The 17,769-nt window shown below is 70.4% G+C and carries 10 protein-coding genes; all 10 read left to right on the forward strand.

Annotation, left to right across the window (positions count from 1 at the left end; all coding sequences use genetic code 11):
- The first annotated feature begins 64 nt into the window (after positions 1-64).
- The gene (locus ACZ52J_RS08410) at positions 65-2,809 is read left to right on the forward strand and encodes a SpoIIE family protein phosphatase (protein WP_465616825.1); all 2,745 of its coding nucleotides are present in this window, start codon (positions 65-67) and stop codon (positions 2,807-2,809) included.
- 239 nt (positions 2,810-3,048) lie between these two features.
- On the forward strand, positions 3,049-5,658 hold the full coding sequence (locus ACZ52J_RS08415; RefSeq protein ID WP_396287767.1) for a SpoIIE family protein phosphatase: 2,610 nt from the start codon (positions 3,049-3,051) through the stop codon (positions 5,656-5,658).
- Between the two features lie 150 nt (positions 5,659-5,808).
- Positions 5,809-7,599: an ABC transporter family substrate-binding protein gene (locus tag ACZ52J_RS08420; RefSeq protein ID WP_465616827.1), complete on the forward strand. Its 1,791-nt coding sequence runs from the start codon at positions 5,809-5,811 to the stop codon at positions 7,597-7,599.
- Between the two features lie 237 nt (positions 7,600-7,836).
- The gene (gene typA / locus ACZ52J_RS08425) at positions 7,837-9,705 is read left to right on the forward strand and encodes a translational GTPase TypA (RefSeq protein ID WP_465616829.1); all 1,869 of its coding nucleotides are present in this window, start codon (positions 7,837-7,839) and stop codon (positions 9,703-9,705) included.
- 431 nt (positions 9,706-10,136) lie between these two features.
- Positions 10,137-11,777 carry a peptide ABC transporter substrate-binding protein gene (locus tag ACZ52J_RS08430; RefSeq protein WP_465616831.1) on the forward strand — a complete coding sequence of 547 codons (1,641 nt, stop codon included), beginning with the start codon at positions 10,137-10,139 and terminating at the stop codon, positions 11,775-11,777.
- A gap of 144 nt (positions 11,778-11,921) precedes the next feature.
- Positions 11,922-12,848 carry an ABC transporter permease gene (locus tag ACZ52J_RS08435; RefSeq protein ID WP_465616833.1) on the forward strand — a complete coding sequence of 309 codons (927 nt, stop codon included), beginning with the start codon at positions 11,922-11,924 and terminating at the stop codon, positions 12,846-12,848.
- Positions 12,841-13,785 (forward strand): ABC transporter permease, encoded by a 945-nt coding sequence (locus ACZ52J_RS08440; RefSeq protein WP_465616835.1) that lies wholly within the window; start codon positions 12,841-12,843, stop codon positions 13,783-13,785. Before ACZ52J_RS08435 ends, ACZ52J_RS08440 begins: the two co-directional genes overlap by 8 nt.
- 19 nt (positions 13,786-13,804) lie before the next feature.
- Positions 13,805-14,854 (forward strand): ABC transporter ATP-binding protein, encoded by a 1,050-nt coding sequence (locus ACZ52J_RS08445; RefSeq protein ID WP_360499917.1) that lies wholly within the window; start codon positions 13,805-13,807, stop codon positions 14,852-14,854.
- Complete coding sequence (locus tag ACZ52J_RS08450) at positions 14,847-15,863, forward strand: ABC transporter ATP-binding protein (protein ID WP_465616837.1); 1,017 nt, start codon at positions 14,847-14,849, stop codon at positions 15,861-15,863. The genes ACZ52J_RS08445 and ACZ52J_RS08450 overlap by 8 nt, the downstream gene beginning before the upstream one ends.
- A gap of 185 nt (positions 15,864-16,048) precedes the next feature.
- A complete protein-coding gene (locus tag ACZ52J_RS08455; RefSeq protein WP_465616839.1) occupies positions 16,049-17,671 on the forward strand; it encodes a peptide ABC transporter substrate-binding protein in 1,623 nt (540 codons plus the stop codon).
- Positions 17,672-17,769 lie beyond the last annotated feature (98 nt).

Raw genomic sequence — 17,769 nt, forward strand, 5'->3', positions numbered from 1 at the left:
TCACCATCGGTGAGCCGCCCCCAGCCGGCGACGCCGATCCCGACCAGAGCCGGAGGCCCCCTCGGTGTCGAGTACCGGGAACGGCGGCGGGGGAGAGCGGCGGGCAGCAACCGCGGGCAGCGCCGCCGCGCGCGCCCGACTGCGCCGCGCCGCCCGTCCGACCGCCCCCCAGCCGTCGGCCGGCCGACGCCGCGGTACCGTCGCCGCCCCGGACACCGAGCGGCCCGCCCAGCCCGCGCCGACCCTGGCCCTCCCCGAACCGGGCGACCGGTCCGGCCTGCGCAGCCGCCCCGGCCGGCCGTTCCCCGGCGGGCCGGCTGACGCCCCGAACGGCCCCGGCGCCCCGGCCGAGGGCAGCCTGCTCGACATGCTCAAGGTCGCCATCGCGATCCTCGACACGGCGGGCCGGGTGGTGCTCTGGAGCCCCGCCGCCGAGGAACTGCTCGGCTGGCCGAACGAGCTGCTGGTCGGCCGGCGGATCGACGAGCTGATCCCCGACCAGGACCAGGTCGTCCGGATCCGGGCCGCGATCCAGGACACCCTGCGGCACGGCCGCTGGGCCGGCTACGCGGAGCTGCGCGACCGCGACGGCGAGCCGGTCGCCGTGGACACCCGGATCTCCCTCCTGGTGGACGGCGACGGCTCCCCCTTCCTGCAGGTCAGCATGGCCGAGTCGGCGGCCGTACGGGCTGTCGAGCGCGATCTCGCGGTCCGTGACGCGCTGTTCGAGCAGTCCCCGCTGGGCATCGCCATCCTGGACACCGACCTGCGCTACACCGCCGTCAACCAGACCCTCGCCGAGATGAACGGCGTCGCCCTGGAGGACCACGTCGGCCGCACCACCGGTGAGACCCTGCCCGAGCGGGCCGCCGACGAGATCACCGCCATCCAGCGCCAGGTGCTGGCCACCGGCGAGCCGGTCATCGACGTCACCCTCGCCTCCCCGGTCACCACCCGGGCCGGCTACCGCTCGATCTCCTACAGCCGGATGACCGACCGCTCCGGCCGGGTGCTCGGCATCTCCGGCACCGTGATGGACGTGACCGAGCGCTACCGGGCCGTCGCCAAGGTCGAGCACGCCCGCCGCCGGCTCTCGCTGCTCAACGAGTTCGGCTCCCGGGTCGGCGACCTGCTGGACGCCTCCCGGATCGCCCAGGAGCTGGCCGGCTCGGTCGTTCCCCGGCTCACCGACCACTCGGCTGTGATCCTGCTCCAGGCCGTCGCGCACGGTGACGACCTGCCCCGGCACGGCCACGACCGGCGCACCTCGCTCCTCCAGCTCGGCACCGCCTCCGTCCAGGACGGCCCCGAGGTCGACGTGATGCTGCGCCGCGGCGCCCGGATCACCTTCGCCGAGGACTCCGCCTGCGGCCGGGTGCTGCGCACCGGCGTGCCCGAACTGCTCTCCGGCGCCGACCAGCTGGACGACGTTACCTACCCCGGCGACCCGAAGATGCAGGCCGGCCGGGACCTCGGCGTGCACTCGATGCTGGTCGTCCCGCTGCGCGCCCGCGGCATCGTGATCGGCCTGCTGCTGGTCAGCCGGGCCGGCTACCGCGAGGGCTTCGACCGGGACGACCTGGCCTTCACCGTCGAACTCGCCGACCGGGCCGGCAGCTCGCTCGACAACGCCCGCCTCTACGCCCGCGAGCGCACCGCCGCGCTCACCCTCCAGCGCACCCTGCTCCCGCAGCAGGTCCCGCAGCCCACCGGCGTCGAGGTCGCCTACCGGTACGTGCCCGGCAGCAGCGGCACCGAGGTCGGCGGTGACTGGTTCGACGTCATCCCGCTGCCCGGCGACCGCACCGCGCTGGTGGTCGGCGACGTGATGGGCCACGGACTGCGGGCCGCCGCCACCATGGGCCGACTGCGCACCGCCGTCCGGGTGCTGGCCGCCCTCGACCTGCCGCCGGACGTCCTGCTGCGGCACGTCCACGAACTGGCCGACGACCTCGCCCAGGGCCCGGACGAGGCGCTGCTCGCCACCTGCGTCTACGCGGTCTTCGACCCGGCGACGGCCCGGCTGACCGTCGCCAAGGCCGGGCACATCCCACCGGTGCTGGTGGTGCCGGGTCAGGAGAGCGATGAGCCGACCCGTACCGGCGGTCCGCTGCCCGGCGGCGCCGGCCGGATCCTCGACCTGCCCTCCGGCGCCCCGCTCGGGGTGGGCGGAGTCCCGTTCGAATCGGTCGAACTGAAGATCCCCGAGGGCAGCCTGCTCGCGCTGTGCACCGACGGCCTGGTCGAGTCCCGGGACAAGGACCTGGACGTCGGCCTCGGCCGACTGGTCACCGTCCTCCAGGAGCCGCACGCCTCCATCCAGGCCGCCTGCGAGGCGGTGCTCGACACCATGGAGCAGGGCCGCGAGCCGGACGACGTCGCGCTGCTGCTGGCCAGGCTGGGGCACGGCCAGGCCGGCACCCCGACGGCCGGCTGGACGCTGCCGGCCGAGCCCACCGCCGTCTCCCGGGCCCGCCGGCTGGTCCGCGCCACGCTCACCGAGTGGGGCGTCGAGGCGCTCACCGACACCGCCGAGCTGCTGGTCAGCGAGCTGGTCACGAACGCCGTCCGGTACGCCAGCGCCCCCATCGGGGTACGGCTGACGCTCGGCGAGACGCTGCTGGTCGAGATCTCCGACCCGCTGCCCGACCCGCCCCGGGAGCGGCACGCGGCCGAGGCCGACGAGGGCGGCCGGGGCCTGGAGCTGGTCCGCCGGCTGGCGCTGCGCTGGGGCGCCCGGGCCGAGGGCATCGGCAAGGTGGTCTGGTTCGAGCAGGCGCTGCCGGGTAATGAGCTCGACGAGTCGTGACTCGACGACCGCCGGACGAAACGCCAGGAGAGCGGTGCCGCATATGCCATCGGGGGGCCTGGGGGAGCGCGCGCCCCGGCAGGGGGCGCGAGCGTGGCATTGTGGTGGCGCGGGCGGTAGGACAAAAACCTTCGCCCGATCTGATGTTGTGATGTTGAGGGCGTGTGAACGTACCCCTCGATGATGAATACTCGGTCTTCTCGACATCCGGACGGTCGCGGGTTGGAGGGGTCGGTCCGTTGAACAGCACTCCGGCGCGGAACGCGCCGAGCAGCAGCGGTCATGCCGCTGTACCCGGGCAGGCCGGCTCGTTGCACCTGCCCGTACCGGCGGCCCCGCCGGAGGGTGAGATCGCGAGCCGCGGCGCCCACCCCGTCGCCGAGGCCCAACCATGGGGCGTCGGCGACCCTGGCTCGATCTACGACTACATCCGGGTCGCGACCTTCGCGATCGGCCCGGACGGGCGGATCAGCCAGTGGAGCGAACGCGCCGCCGAGTTCTTCGGCGTCCCGGCCGCCGATGCCGTCGGCGCCGACCCGATCGCCACCTTCGTCCCCCGCGAGCTCTGGCAGCGCGGCCGCACCCGGCTGGAGCGCACCCTGGCCGGCGAGGAGTGGGTCGGCACCACCCCCTACCGGGACGCCGACGGCGGCGAGGGCCTCGCCGAGCTCTACCTGATGCCCGACAGCGCCCTGCCCACCGCGGGCGCCACCTGCCTGGCCGTCGACCTCGGACGGCTACGCCGGATCGAGACCGACCTCGCCGCCTCCGAGGCCGTCTTCGGACAGACCCCCACCGGCTTCGTGCTGTTCGACGGCCGGCTGCGCCTGCAGCGGGTCAACGACTCCTTCGCCTCCGGCATGGGCCTGGTCCCCACCGACCTCGAGGGACTCACCCCGCACGACCTCTTCCCGCCGTCCGAGGCCGACCGGCTCAGCGCCGCCCTGCGCAAGGTCCTCGCCACCGGCGAGCCCGTCTTCGACCTGCGCTTCCACGGCGCCGTCCCGACCCGCGAGGGCAACCGGCTGTGGGCCGTCTCCCTGTACCGCCTCAACGGCGCCGCCGGGCAGCCGATGGGCGTGGCCGGGCAGGTCTCCGACGTCACCAGCCGGCACGTCGCCGAGCGCGAGGCCGACGGCGTGCGCCGCAACCTCGCCCTGCTCAACGAGGCCAGCGCGCACATCGGCTCCACGCTCGACCTGGAGACCACCGCCAAGGAACTGCTGGACGTCGTCGTCCCGCCGTTCTGCGACCTCGCCACCGTCGACCTCTACACCGCGCTGCTCTCCGGCGAGACCGTCCCCAGCGCCGGCCGGCTCGGCGACACCGTGCTCACCGACGGCAGCGGCGAACTGCGCCGGGTCGCCGTCTCCAGCGTCGTCGGCGGCGCCTCCTCGGTGCTCGGCTCGGTCACCGGGCTGCCCATCGCCGAGGCCGGCGGCACCCTCTGTTACCCGCGCCGCTCCCCGCACGCCCGGGCGCTGCGCACCGGCCGCAGCGTCGTCCCCGAGCCCGGCCCCGACCCGCTGATGCGCTCCACCCTGATCGTCCCGCTGGTCGCCCGCGACCAGGTGCTCGGCCTCGTCCAGCTCTCCCGGGCGATCGGCAGCGAGCCCTTCGACGCCCGCGACGTCGCGATCGCCGAAGAGCTCGTCGCCCGCGCCGCCGTCTGCATCGACAACGCCCGGCTCTACCGCCGCGAGCACGAGCGGGCGCTGATCCTCCAGCGCAGCCTGCTGCCCCCGGGCAACCCGGCCGCCAGCGGCCTGGAGATCGCCTGCCGCTACCTGCCGAGCAACAACAACACCGAGGTCGGCGGCGACTGGTTCGACGTCATCCCGCTGCCCGGCAACCGCACCGCGCTGGTCATCGGCGACGTGATGGGCCGCGGCCTGCGCGCCGCCGTCGCCATGGGCCAGCTGCGCACCGCCGTCCGCACCCTGGCCATGCTCGACCTGGAGCCGGGCGAGGTGCTCACCGCCCTCGACGAGATCGCCCGCGGCCTCGGTGACGACTCCGTGCCGGCCGGACCGCCCACCCCGTACGGGCGGCTCACCTCGACCGCCGACGAGGAGGCCCGCGAGGTCTACCTGGCGACCTGCGTCTACGCGGTCTTCGACGCCGTCAGCCGGCGCTGCTGGATCGCCAACGCCGGCCACCTGCCGCCGGTGCTGCTCAGCCCCGGCGAGGGCGCCCGGATGCTCGACGTGCCGCCCGGACTGCCGCTCGGCGTCGGCGGCGAGCCCTTCGAGGAAGTCGAGTTCGAACTCCCGGACGGCTCCGTCCTCGGCCTGTACACCGACGGCCTGGTGGAGAGCCGCAAGCACCAGCTGGACGAGGGCCTGCGCGCCTTCCGTACGGCGCTCTCCGCCGAGGGCAAGGGCCTGGAGGACCTCTGCGACCACGTGCTCGGCGAGCTCAACCCGCACCACGGCGAGGACGACATCGCCCTGCTGATGGCCAAGGTGCACGCGTTCCCCGAGGACGCCGTCGGCAACTGGTACCTGCCGCCCGAGCCCACCTCCGTCGCCAAGGCCCGCGAGCTGGCCTGCAGCTGGCTGCTGGCCCGGGGACTGGACGAGCTGGTCGACACCACCGAGCTGCTGGTCAGCGAGCTGGTCACCAACGCGCTCAAGCACGGGCGCGGTGAGATCCGGCTGCGGCTGCTGCGCGAGCGCGGCCTGGTCTGCGAGGTCTGGGACGACGGCTACGCCCAGCCCCGGCAGCGGCGCGCCCAGGAGACCGACGAGGGCGGGCGCGGCCTGCAGCTGGTCAGCCTGCTGGCCGAGCGCTGGGGCAGCCGGCGCACGCCGAAGGGCAAGATCGTCTGGTTCGAGCTGGCGCTGTAGCCGCCCCGGGAGTCGACCGGGTCGGCCGGGCCGCGGGGTCGGCCGCGCCGTACCGGTCGGGCCGTAAGGATTGGGCCGTAAGGGTGCAGTCGCCCCCGGCCCGCCGTGTCGGTGCGGGCCGGGCCGGGCGGGCGGCGTTCGATGGCCGCCATGCGCGTCCGCCAGCTCACCGCCGCAGCCGCCGCGCTGCTGCTCGCCGCCGGTCTCGGCGGCTGCTCCGACGACCCCGCCCCCACCCGCACCCCGGCCCCCGCGCCGTCCTCGGCCGACCCCACCGCCACCACCGGGGACGTCCGGCTCGCCGACCGCTCCGCCGTCCGGGACGGCGGCACGCTGCGCTGGGCGGTGGACGGCGTCCCGGCCACGCTGAACGTCTACCAGGGCGCGGCGACCGCCGACTCGGCGCTGGTCGCCCACGCGCTGTACCCCTCGCTGTTCCGCCCCGACGGGCACGGCCGGCTCGAACCCGACCCGGACTACCTGACTAGCGCGGAGTCCACGCCGCCCGGGCAGCAGCCGCAGGTGGTCACCTACCGGCTCAACCCGCACGCCGTCTGGAGCGACGGCACCCCGCTGTCGGCCGCCGACCTCGCCGCCCAGCGGGCCGCCCTCTCCGGCCTCAACCCGGCCTACCGGGGCGGGCACCCGGCCGGGTACGACGCCGTCGACTCGGTCGCCCGGGGCACCGACCCGTACGAGGTGCGGGTCACCTTCCGGCGGCCGTACGCCGAGTGGCGTTCGCTGTTCGGGCCGCTCTACCCGGCGGCCGAGACGGGCACGCCGGACGCCTTCAACCGGGCGCTGACCGGTGGCGGCCACCCGAGCGCCGGGCCGTACACCGTCTCCCGGTACGACGCCGAGGGCGGGCAGGTCACCGTGACGCGCAACCCGCTCTGGTGGGGGGACGCGCCGAAGGCCGACCGGATCGACTTCCTCGCCGCCCCGCCCGAGCAGCGGCTGGACGCGCTCGACCAGGACCGGCTGGACATCGCCCCGCTCACCGCGGCGGTGGACCGGGCGGTGCCGGCGCCCACCGGGTCCACCCCGGCGGCGGCTCCGCCCGCCGCGGCACCCGAGGCGGCGGCGACGGCGCTGCGGCGCGCCGAGTCGCTGCCCGGCGTCACCGTGCACCGGGCGGCCGCCGCCTCGCTCACCCAGCTCACCGTCAACGCCGCCCGCGGTCCGCTCACCGACCCGGCCGTGCGCCGCGCCCTCGGCCGCGCCGTCGACCGGCGGCGGATCGCCGACGCCGCGCTCACCCCGCTCGGCCTGCCCGCCGCGCCGCTCGGCAGCCACCTGCTCGCCGCAGACCAGGAGGGCTACCGCGACAACAGTGCGGCGGCCGGCCCGGCGGACGCGGCCCGGCTGCTGGACGGGGCGGGCTGGAAACGGCCCGCCGGCCGGGGCACCCGGACCAAGGACGGCAAGGAGCTCGCCCTCACGCTGCTCGTCCCGGCCGGCTCGGCCACCGCCAGGCGCACCGCCGACGCGCTCACCGCCGACCTCGCGGAGTCCGGGATCGCCCTGAAGCCGGTGACGGTGCCCGCCGAGACCTTCGTCCGGGACCGTCTGGCCGCCGGGGACTACGACCTCGCGCTCTTCTCCTGGCCGACCGGCCCCAGTCCGGCGAGCGAGCAGCGCCCCGCCTACGCCAAACCCCGGCCCGATCCCGACGGCGCGCTCGACCCAGGCACCAACTACGGCCGCAGCGGCACCGAGGAGATCGACCGGCTGTTCGACCGGGCCTCGGCCGAACTGGACCCGACGGCCCGGCTGGACCTGCTGCAGGAGGCGGACGTACGGATCTGGCAGCTCGGGCACTCGGTGCCGCTGTACCAGCGCCCCGAGCTGGTCGGCGTCCGGGAGGGCGTGGCGGGCGCGGGAGCCTTCGGCTTCGGCTGGCCGCGCTTCCAGGACGTGGGGTGGATCCGGGTCCCGTAGGGCTGCCGGAGGGTGAACAGTGTGTGACCCAGCTGTGATCTTGGTCCCGCCCGACCTGCTCGTTTCCGCCCATCTGGGCGCTTCCCCGTACGATAGGAGGAAGCCGAGGCATGTCCATTGCCCGGCGGGTGGACCGGTAGTAGCAGGCGGAACGGGCGGCGGCGATCGATAGGGATCGCAAGTGCGCGTCACGCAGCCGGGCGCCGCAACCCACGATTCCGGGAGAATCAGCAAGGCATGCCCACGCGCAACGACATCCGTAACGTCGCCATCGTCGCCCACGTCGACCACGGCAAGACCACCCTGGTCGACGCCATGCTGAAGCAGGCCGGCGCCTTCGCCGCCCACCAGCAGCTCGACGACCGCATGATGGACTCGAACGACCTGGAGCGCGAGAAGGGCATCACCATTCTCGCGAAGAACACCGCCGTCAAGTACCACCCCAAGGAGGGTGGCGCGCCGGTCACGATCAACATCATCGACACCCCGGGCCACGCCGACTTCGGTGGCGAGGTCGAGCGCGGCCTGTCGATGGTCGACGCGGTCGTGCTGCTGGTCGACGCCTCCGAGGGTCCGCTGCCGCAGACCCGCTTCGTGCTGCGCAAGGCGCTGACGGCCAAGCTGCCGGTCATCCTGTGCATCAACAAGACCGACCGTGCGGACTCCCGGATCGACGAGGTCATCAACGAGACCTACGACCTCTTCCTGGACCTCGACGCCACCGAGGAGCAGATCGAGTTCCCGATCGTCTACGCCTGTGCGCGTGACGGCGTCGCCTCGATGACCAAGCCGGAGGACGGCACCGTGCCGGCCGACAGCGACTCGCTGGAGCCGTTCTTCTCCACCATCCTGGCGCACGTCCCGGCCCCGACCTACGACGAGGGCGCACCGCTCCAGGCGCACGTCACCAACCTGGACGCCGACAACTTCCTCGGCCGTATCGCGCTCTGCCGTGTCGAGCAGGGAGAGCTGCGCAAGGGCCAGCAGGTCGCGTGGATGAAGCGGGACGGCTCGGTCCAGCAGGTCAAGATCACCGAGCTGCTGATGACCGAGGCGCTCACCCGCAAGCCGGCCGAGGTGGCCGGCCCCGGCGACATCTGCGCCGTCGCGGGCATCCCGGACATCATGATCGGTGAGACCCTGGCCGACCTGGAGAACCCGGTCGCGCTGCCGCTCATCACGGTGGACGAGCCGGCCATCTCGATGGTCATCGGCACCAACACCTCGCCGCTGGTGGGCAAGGGCGGCAAGGGCCACAAGGTCACCGCCCGCATGGTGAAGGACCGCCTGGACCGCGAGCTGATCGGTAACGTCTCGCTGCGCGTGCTGCCGACCGAGCGTCCGGACGCCTGGGAGGTCCAGGGCCGTGGCGAGCTGGCGCTGGCCATCCTGGTCGAGACCATGCGCCGGGAGCTGTTCGAGCTGACCGTCGGCAAGCCGCAGGTCGTCACCAAGGTCATCAACGGCAAGGTGCACGAGCCGGTCGAGCGGATGACCATCGACAGCCCCGAGGAGTACCTCGGCGCCATCACCCAGCTGATGGCGACCCGCAAGGGCCGCATGGAGACCATGACGAACCACGGCTCCGGCTGGGTCCGCATGGAGTTCATCGTCCCGTCGCGTGGCCTGATCGGCTTCCGGACCCAGTTCCTGACCGACACCCGTGGCACCGGTATCGCGCACAGCATCTTCGAGGGCCACGAGCCGTGGTTCGGCGAGCTGCGGATGCGCAACAACGGTTCGCTGGTGGCGGACCGCGCGGGCGTCGTGACGCCGTTCGCGATGATGGGCATCCAGGAGCGCGGCACGCTGTTCGTCGAGCCCACCACCGAGGTGTACGAGGGCATGATCGTCGGCGAGAACTCGCGCCAGGACGACATGGACATCAACATCACCAAGGAGAAGAAGCTCACCAACATGCGTGCGGCCTCCTCCGACACCACGGAGAACCTGGTCCCGCCGCGCAAGCTCTCGCTGGAGCAGTCGCTGGAGTTCTGCCGCGAGGACGAGTGCATCGAGGTGACCCCGGAGACGGTTCGCATCCGTAAGGTCGTCCTGGACCAGAAGGACCGCGGACGCACTGCCTCGCGTGCCAAGAAGGCGTGATCCGGACGCACTGAACGGCCATTGGCCGGAATGATTCGCCCCCCTTTCCATTGGAGAGGGGGGCGAACTTTTTCAACTACTCCAAGTTGCCGGGGCCGCTATTAACCGAATAACGCTCATCACATCGAGGTGTCCGCTGAGCGGACGCGACGGTTCGTCATGCATGACGACTGTCCGTTTGGTACCTGTCTGGCTATGTCTCAAATGTCCGGTTTTCGAAACTTACCGACTGTTCATGTGACCTAATTGAGATCGTCACTGGTCACTTTCGTGTCCGTGCGTGACGGATAGTGGGTGCAGTCAGGCTCGGGTCAAGGGTGAACGCGCAGGGGTGCGCGCCGAAACCACGAGCGCGGACGGCACAGCGGGTCGGTGAGAACCGTTTCCGCAGTGCTCTCCTCGTTGCAACGTCGAATTCAGGAGGCACACCGATGCGTGGTGGGAGCCAGGCCAAGTGGGTTGTCGCAGCTGTTGCGGTCGCCCTTGCCGCGACTGCTTGTAGCAGCAGCAGCGACTCCTCCAGCGGGGGCAGCTCCGATGGTGCGGTCAACGCCCAGGGCGTCTTCAGCTACCAGAGCGCCGAGCCGCAGCGTCCGCTGCAGCCGGCGAACGCCATGGAGAACCAGGGCGGACGTATCGTCAAGCAGCTCTTCACGGGCCTCGTCGACTACGACCCCGCGACCGGTGCCCTGCGCAACCAGGTGGCCGACAAGATCGAGACCACCGATGCCAAGACCTACACCGTCACGCTGAAGTCCGGTTGGACCTTCCACGACGGCACCCCGGTCACCGCCAAGTCCTTCGTGAACTCGTGGAACTGGTCGGCCAACCCGGCGAACAACCAGATCAACTCGGACTGGTTCTCGGACATCGTCGGCTACGACGCGGTCCACCCGGACAAGGACAAGGGCGACCCGACGGCGAAGGAGATGTCGGGCCTCAAGGTCATCGACGACACTCACTTCACCATCGAACTGACCAGCACCGTCTCGTACTTCACGTACAAGCTCGGCTACTCGGCCTTCTTCCCGCTGCCCGAGGGCTTCTTCGCGGACCCGAAGGGCTACGGCGAGAAGCCGATCGGCAACGGCCCCTACAAGTTCGTCTCGTGGGAGCACAACAAGGCCATCACGCTGGCCGCCTACGACAAGTACACGGGCAGCAACAAGCCGAAGAACGGCGGAATCGTCTTCCGCAACTACACCTCGCCCGAGGCCGCGTACAAGGACCTGATGTCCGACACGCTGGACGTGCTGGACCAGGTCGACTCGACCGACCTGCCGAAGTACAAGGACGACCTGGGCAAGCGCGCCGTCGACCAGGCGCAGGGTGCCATCCAGAACATCTCCTTCGCGCTGTACAACGCGGAGTGGAGCGACCCGGCCAAGGCCAAGGTCCGCCAGGGTCTCTCGATGGCGATCGACCGCGACACCATCACCAAGACCGTGCTGAACAACAGCCGTCAGCCCGCCGACTCGTTCGTGGCGCCGGGCGTCATGGGCTACAAGGCCGGCACCTGCGGCGACGCCTGCAAGTACGACCCGGTCAAGGCGAAGCAGCTGATCGCCGAGGGCAACGGCGTCCCGGGCAACAAGATCGGCATCATCTACAACTCCGATGGCGGTCACAAGGAGTGGGTGGACGCGGTCTGCAACTCGATCCGTCAGGCGACCGGCGTCGAGTGCGTCGGTGACCCGAAGCCCGACTTCAAGACCTCTCGTGACATCATCACCAAGAAGACCGTCCCGAGCATGATGCGTACCGGCTGGGTGCAGGACTACCCGCTGAACGCCAACTTCCTGCGCGACGTCTACGGCACCGGTGCCTCGGCCAACGACGCCGGCTACTCGAGCGCCGAGTTCGACAAGCTGTCGCACGAGGCCGACGCCGCCACCTCGGTCGAGAAGACCGCCGACCTGTACCAGCAGGCCGAGGCCGTTCTGGCCAAGGACATGCCGGCGATCCCGCTCTGGTACTACAAGACCAACTCGGGTTACTCCAACAAGGTCCAGAACGTCAAGTTCAACTCCTTCGGCGACCCGGTCTACACCGACGTCGAGGTCAAGAAGTAGTAATCGGTCGGCACCGCCTGACCCGGTGACAACGGCCGGTGCCCGTCCCATCCCCACAAGGGCGAGGACTGGCACCGGCCGTTGGCACGCCGACTTATCTCTGGCCGGGTTGACGGGCCCGGCAGAGTCATACATGGAGGCACGATGGGGCGCTTTGTCGCGAGGCGACTGCTCCAGATGATTCCGGTGTTCCTCGGAACGACCGCACTCATCTTTTTCATGGTGCACTTGCTGCCCGGTGATCCGGTGGCAGCGTTGTGGGGCGACAAGGCGCCGGACCCGGTGCAGCTCGCCGCCCTGAAGCACCAGCAGGGACTCGACCAGCCGCTGCTGCAGCAGTACTTCTCCTACATGGGGAAGCTGTTCACCGGCGACTTCGGTACCTCTCTGGACGGCCGACCGGTGCTCGACAAGATCACCGAGGCGCTGCCTGTCACGATCCGGCTGGCGCTGTTCGCGTTCGGCATCGAGATCGTGCTCGGCATCGGCATCGGACTGTTCGCCGGTCTGCGTCGCGGCAAGGCGTTCGACAAGGGCGCGTTGGTCATGACGCTGCTGCTGATCTCGATCCCGGTCCCCGTGCTGGGCTTCATCTTCCAGACGGTCTTCGCGAACAACCTCAAGTGGGTCACCCCGACGGTCCAGGACTCGAACGACATCACCCAGCTGGTGCTGCCGGCCTTCGTCCTCGGCTCGCTGTCGCTGGCCTACGTCGCGCGTCTCACCCGTACCTCCATAGCCGAGAACACCAAGGCCGACTACGTCCGCACCGCGGTGGCCAAGGGCCTGCCGCGCCGGAAGGTCATCGGCACCCACCTGCTGCGCAACTCGATGATCCCGGTGGTCACCTTCCTCGGTACCGACCTCGGCTCCCTGATGGGCGGTGCGATCGTCACCGAAGGCATCTTCAACGTGAAGGGTGTCGGCAACGCGCTCTACCACGCCATCAACATGAAGGAGGGCGCGACCGTCTCCGGTTTCGTCGCCTTCCTGGTGCTCGTGTACCTGGCCGCCGGCCTGATCGTCGACCTGCTTTACGCGGTCCTGGACCCGAGGATCCGTTATGCCTGACCTGACCGAGAAGACCGCCGGGGACAACATCCCGGCCCAGCGCACCGCGGACACCCCCGCGCCGAAGCCGGAGAAGCCCCGCAGCCTCGGCTCGGACGCCTGGCACGACCTGCGCCGCAAGCCGATCTTCGTGATCTCCGCGCTGTTGATCCTGCTGCTGATCGTCATCGCGATCGCGCCGGGTCTGTTCACCTCGGTGGACCCGCGCGCCGGCGACCTGCGCAACCACTACCTGACGAAGCCGAACTACAGCCACTTCTTCCAGGCCGACTGGTTCGGTTACGACCTCCAGGGACGCAGCCTCTACGCCCGCGTCATCTACGGCGCCCGCGCCTCGGTCGTGGTCGGCATCACCGTCACCGCGGGTGTGACCATCTTCGGTGGCATCACCGGCATGCTCGCCGGCTACTTCGGCGGCTGGATCGACACGATCATCTCCCGGATCACCGACATCTTCTTCGGTATCCCGCTGCTGCTCGGTGCCCTGGTGATCCTGAACGCCTTCACCTCGCGCACCATCTGGAGCGTCGTCTTCGCCCTGGTCGCCCTGGGGTGGACCCAGATGACCCGCGTGATGCGCGGCTCGGTCATCACGGTCAAGCAGGCCGACTTCGTGACCGCGGCCAAGGCGCTCGGCGCCGGCACCAGCCGGATCCTGCTCAAGCACATCCTGCCGAACGCGATCGCCCCGGTGATCGTCGTCGCCACCATCGCGCTCGGCGGCTACATCGCCACCGAGGCGACGCTGAGCTTCCTCGGTATCGGTCTGCAGGACCCGACCATCTCCTGGGGTATCGACATCAACTCGGCCCAGAAGGTGATCCGGACGGCGCCGTTCGCGCTGTTCTTCCCCGCCGGAATGCTCAGCATCACGGTGCTGGCCTTCATCATGCTCGGCGACGCGGTGCGCGACGCCCTCGACCCGAAGCTCCGCTGAGAGAAGAGGTGACGACCCGATGACCACCGTGATCGAGAACAACCAGAAGAACGATCGTCTCGAAGTCGGAACCCCGCTCCTGGAGGTCAAGGACCTCCACGTGGAGTTCCACACCCGGGACGGGATCGCCAAGGCCGTGAACGGGGTCAACTACTCCGTCGCGGCGGGCGAGACGCTCGCCGTGCTCGGTGAGTCCGGCTCCGGCAAGTCCGTGACGGCGCAGACCATCATGGGCATCCTGGACATGCCCCCGGGCAAGGTGACCCAGGGCGAGATCCTGTTCCGCGGCCAGGACATGCTCAAGATGAGCAACGAGGGACGCCGGAAGATCCGCGGCCAGAAGATCGCGATGATCTTCCAGGACGCGCTCTCCGCCCTCAACCCCGTGCTCAGCGTCGGCTACCAGCTCGGCGAGATGTACCGGGTGCACCAGGGCGCCTCCAAGAAGGAGGCGAAGGAGAAGGCCATCGAGCTGATGGACCGGGTGCGCATCCCCGCCGCCCGGCAGCGGGTGAACGACTACCCGCACCAGTTCTCCGGTGGTATGCGCCAGCGCATCATGATCGCGATGGCGCTCTCCCTGCAGCCCGACCTGATCATCGCCGACGAGCCCACCACCGCCCTGGACGTGACCGTCCAGGCCCAGGTGATGGACCTGCTCGCCGAGCTGCAGGCCGAGTACAACATGGGTCTGATCCTGATCACCCACGACCTCGGCGTGGTCGCCGACGTCGCGGACAAGATCGCCGTGATGTACGCGGGCCGGATCGTGGAGACCGCCCCGGTGCACGAGCTGTACGCGAACCCCGCGCACCCGTACACCAAGGGCCTGCTCCGCTCCATCCCGCGCCTGGACCAGAAGGGCCAGGAGCTGTACGCGATCAAGGGCCTGCCCCCGAACCTGCTGAAGGTCCCGGCCGGCTGCGCGTTCAACCCCCGCTGCGATGTCGCCACCGACCTGTGCCGCACCGAGATCCCGGCGCTGCACCACGTGACGGACAAGGACGGCAAGGAGCTCACCGGCCGCCGCAGCGCGTGCCACCTCTGGAAGGAGACCCTCCATGGCTGAGAAGATCCTGGAGGTCAAGGACCTGGTCAAGCACTACCCGCTGACCCAGGGCATCCTGCTCAAGAAGCAGGTCGGCGCCGTCAAGGCGGTCGACGGCATCTCCTTCGACCTGGAGAAGGGTGAGACGCTCGGCATCGTCGGCGAGTCCGGCTGTGGCAAGTCCACGCTGGCCAAGGTGCTGATGAACCTGGAGCGGGCCACCTCCGGCCAGGTGCTGTTCAAGGGTGAGGACATCTCCACGCTGTCCGGCTCGGCGCTGAAGGCCGTCCGCCGGAACATCCAGATGGTGTTCCAGGACCCGTACACCTCGCTCAACCCGCGCATGACGGTCGGCGACATCATCGGTGAGCCGTTCGAGATCCACCCCGAGGTGGCGCCCAAGGGCGACCGCCGCAAGGCCGTCCAGGACCTGCTGGACGTCGTGGGTCTGAACCCGGAGTACATCAACCGGTACCCGCACCAGTTCTCCGGCGGCCAGCGCCAGCGCATCGGCATCGCCCGCGGTCTCGCGCTCAAGCCCGAGATCATCATCTGCGACGAGCCGGTCTCCGCCCTGGACGTGTCCGTCCAGGCGCAGGTGATCAACCTGCTGGAGCAGCTGCAGGGCGAGTTCGGGCTCTCCTACATGTTCATCGCGCACGACCTCTCCATCGTCCGGCACATCTCCGACCGCGTCGGCGTGATGTACCTGGGCAAGATGGTCGAGATCGGCACCGACGAGCAGATCTACGAGAACGCCACCCACCCGTACACCCAGGCGCTGCTCTCCGCGGTTCCGGTGCCGGACCCGACGGCGCGCGAGGCCCGCGACCGGATCATCCTGACCGGTGACATCCCCTCGCCGGCCAACCCGCCGTCCGGCTGCCGCTTCCGCACCCGCTGCTGGAAGGCGGAGGACCGCTGCGCCGAGGAGATCCCGCTGCTCGCGGTGCCCTCGGTGCTGAAGGGCGCGGCCGCGCACGACACGGCCTGCCACTTCCCCGAGGTCCGGGAGCAGGCCGCGGCCTGACCCCCGCTCTCCCCGGAAGGGCCCGTGGCTTCCCGCCACGGGCCCTTCCGTCATGCTGTGGATCCGGCGCCGCGTCAACTCCGCAGGGGGTCACGGCACCCGTCCGGGTGTACCCGACTCGCGCCGTCGCCGGGGCGCGCTTCTCATGGGGTGTGATGCGACACACACCATGAGGAGGGACCTCCATGCCCGTAGCCGCCCGCGCTCGTTGGGTCCTCGCCGTTGCGACGTCCGTGGCCCTGGTGGCCACCGGGTGCAGCAGCGGCGGCGGAGGCAGCGGCAGCTCGTCGGACACCAGCAAGACGTTCAGTTACCAGAGCAACGAGCCGCAGAACCCGCTGCAGCCCGCCAACGCGAACGAGGTCGGCGGCGGTCGCATCATCCAGAACCTCTTCAAGGGGCTGGTCGACTACAACCCCAGCAACGCCCAGCTCCGCATGCAGGTCGCGAGCGCGATCGACACCAGCGACTCCCAGACCTTCACCGTCACGCTGAACGACGGCTGGACGTTCCACGACGGCACCCCCGTGCAGGCCAAGAACTTCGTCGACGCCTGGAACTGGGCCGCCAGCCCGGCGAACAACCAGATCAACAGCTCCTGGTTCTCGGACATCGAGGGCTACCAGGACGTCCACCCGGCCACCGGCAGTCCGACCGCGGCCAAGATGTCCGGGCTGACCGTCACGGACAACCTGCACTTCACCATCAAGCTGAACCACAAGGTCTCGTACTTCGAGTACAAGCTCGGCTACATCGCCTTCTCGCCGCTGCCGGACGCCTTCTTCAACGACCCGGCCGGGTACGGGCAGAAGCCGGTGGGCAACGGCCCGTACCAGTTCGTCAGCTGGGCGCACAACACCCAGGTGGTCACCAAGTCCTACCCGGGCTACAAGGGCGTGGACAAGCCGAAGAACGGCGGCATCGTCTTCAAGATGTACACCACGTCCGAGGCCGCCTACGCCGACCTGCAGTCCAACAACCTCGACGTGATGGACCAGGTCCCGCCGTCCGCGCTGGCGACGTACAAGAGCGACCTCGGCGACCGGGCGGTGGACTCCCCGCAGGGTGCCATCCAGAACATCGGCTTCACGCTCTACCAGGCCGACTGGGCCGCGCCCGAGAAGGCCCAGGTGCGTCAGGGCCTGTCGATGGCCATCGACCGCGCGACCATCACCAAGACCGTGTTGCAGGGCTCCCGGGTGCCGGCCAGCGCCTGGGTCGCCGAGGGCGTCCAGGGCTACAAGGCCGGAACCTGCGGGGACTTCTGCAACTTCGACGTCGCCAAGGCCAAGCAGCTGATCCAGCAGGGCGGCGGCGTCCCCGGCAACAAGGTGCTGATCACCTACAACGCGGACGGCGGCCACAAGGAGTGGGTCGACGCGGTCTGCAACTCGATCCGGCAGAACACCGGCGTCGACTGCCTCGGCGACCCGAAGCCGGACTTCAAGACCGCCCGCCAGGCCATCACCTCGCACCAGCTCGACGGCGCGTTCCGCACCGGCTGGGTCCAGGACTACCCCCTGAACGCCAACTTCCTGGCCGACGTGTACCGCACCGGTGCCGCCTCCAACGACACCGGCTACAGCAACCCCCAGTTCGACCAGCTGTCCACCCAGGCCGACGAGGCCCCGAGCGTCAGCGACTCGACGACCGGTTACCAGCAGGCCGAGGCCGTGCTCGCGGCCGGCATGCCGACCATCCCCCTCTGGTACTACCGCACCAACTCGGGCTACTCGACCAAGGTGCAGAACGTGAAGTTCGACTCCTTCGGCAACCCGGCCTGGACGCAGGTCGAGGTCAAGGGCTGACGCCCCGGCCCTGATCCCCTCGCGCCGGCCCCGCCCTCCCCGCACGGAGGGCGGGGCCCGGTCTCCCGGCCGACCGGCCCCCCGGTCGGGCACCTAGG

It is taken from the genome of Kitasatospora sp. NPDC034035, assembly GCF_055575755.1.

Coding starts and splice junctions, on each gene's coding strand:
- ACZ52J_RS08420 (WP_465616827.1), top strand. CDS start 5,809: ATGCGCGTCCGCCAGCTCACCGCCGCAGCCGCCGCGCTGCTGCTCGCC.
- typA (WP_465616829.1), top strand. CDS start 7,837: ATGCCCACGCGCAACGACATCCGTAACGTCGCCATCGTCGCCCACGTC.
- ACZ52J_RS08430 (WP_465616831.1), top strand. CDS start 10,137: ATGCGTGGTGGGAGCCAGGCCAAGTGGGTTGTCGCAGCTGTTGCGGTC.
- ACZ52J_RS08435 (WP_465616833.1), top strand. CDS start 11,922: ATGGGGCGCTTTGTCGCGAGGCGACTGCTCCAGATGATTCCGGTGTTC.
- ACZ52J_RS08440 (WP_465616835.1), top strand. CDS start 12,841: ATGCCTGACCTGACCGAGAAGACCGCCGGGGACAACATCCCGGCCCAG.
- ACZ52J_RS08445 (WP_360499917.1), top strand. CDS start 13,805: ATGACCACCGTGATCGAGAACAACCAGAAGAACGATCGTCTCGAAGTC.
- ACZ52J_RS08450 (WP_465616837.1), top strand. CDS start 14,847: ATGGCTGAGAAGATCCTGGAGGTCAAGGACCTGGTCAAGCACTACCCG.
- ACZ52J_RS08455 (WP_465616839.1), top strand. CDS start 16,049: ATGCCCGTAGCCGCCCGCGCTCGTTGGGTCCTCGCCGTTGCGACGTCC.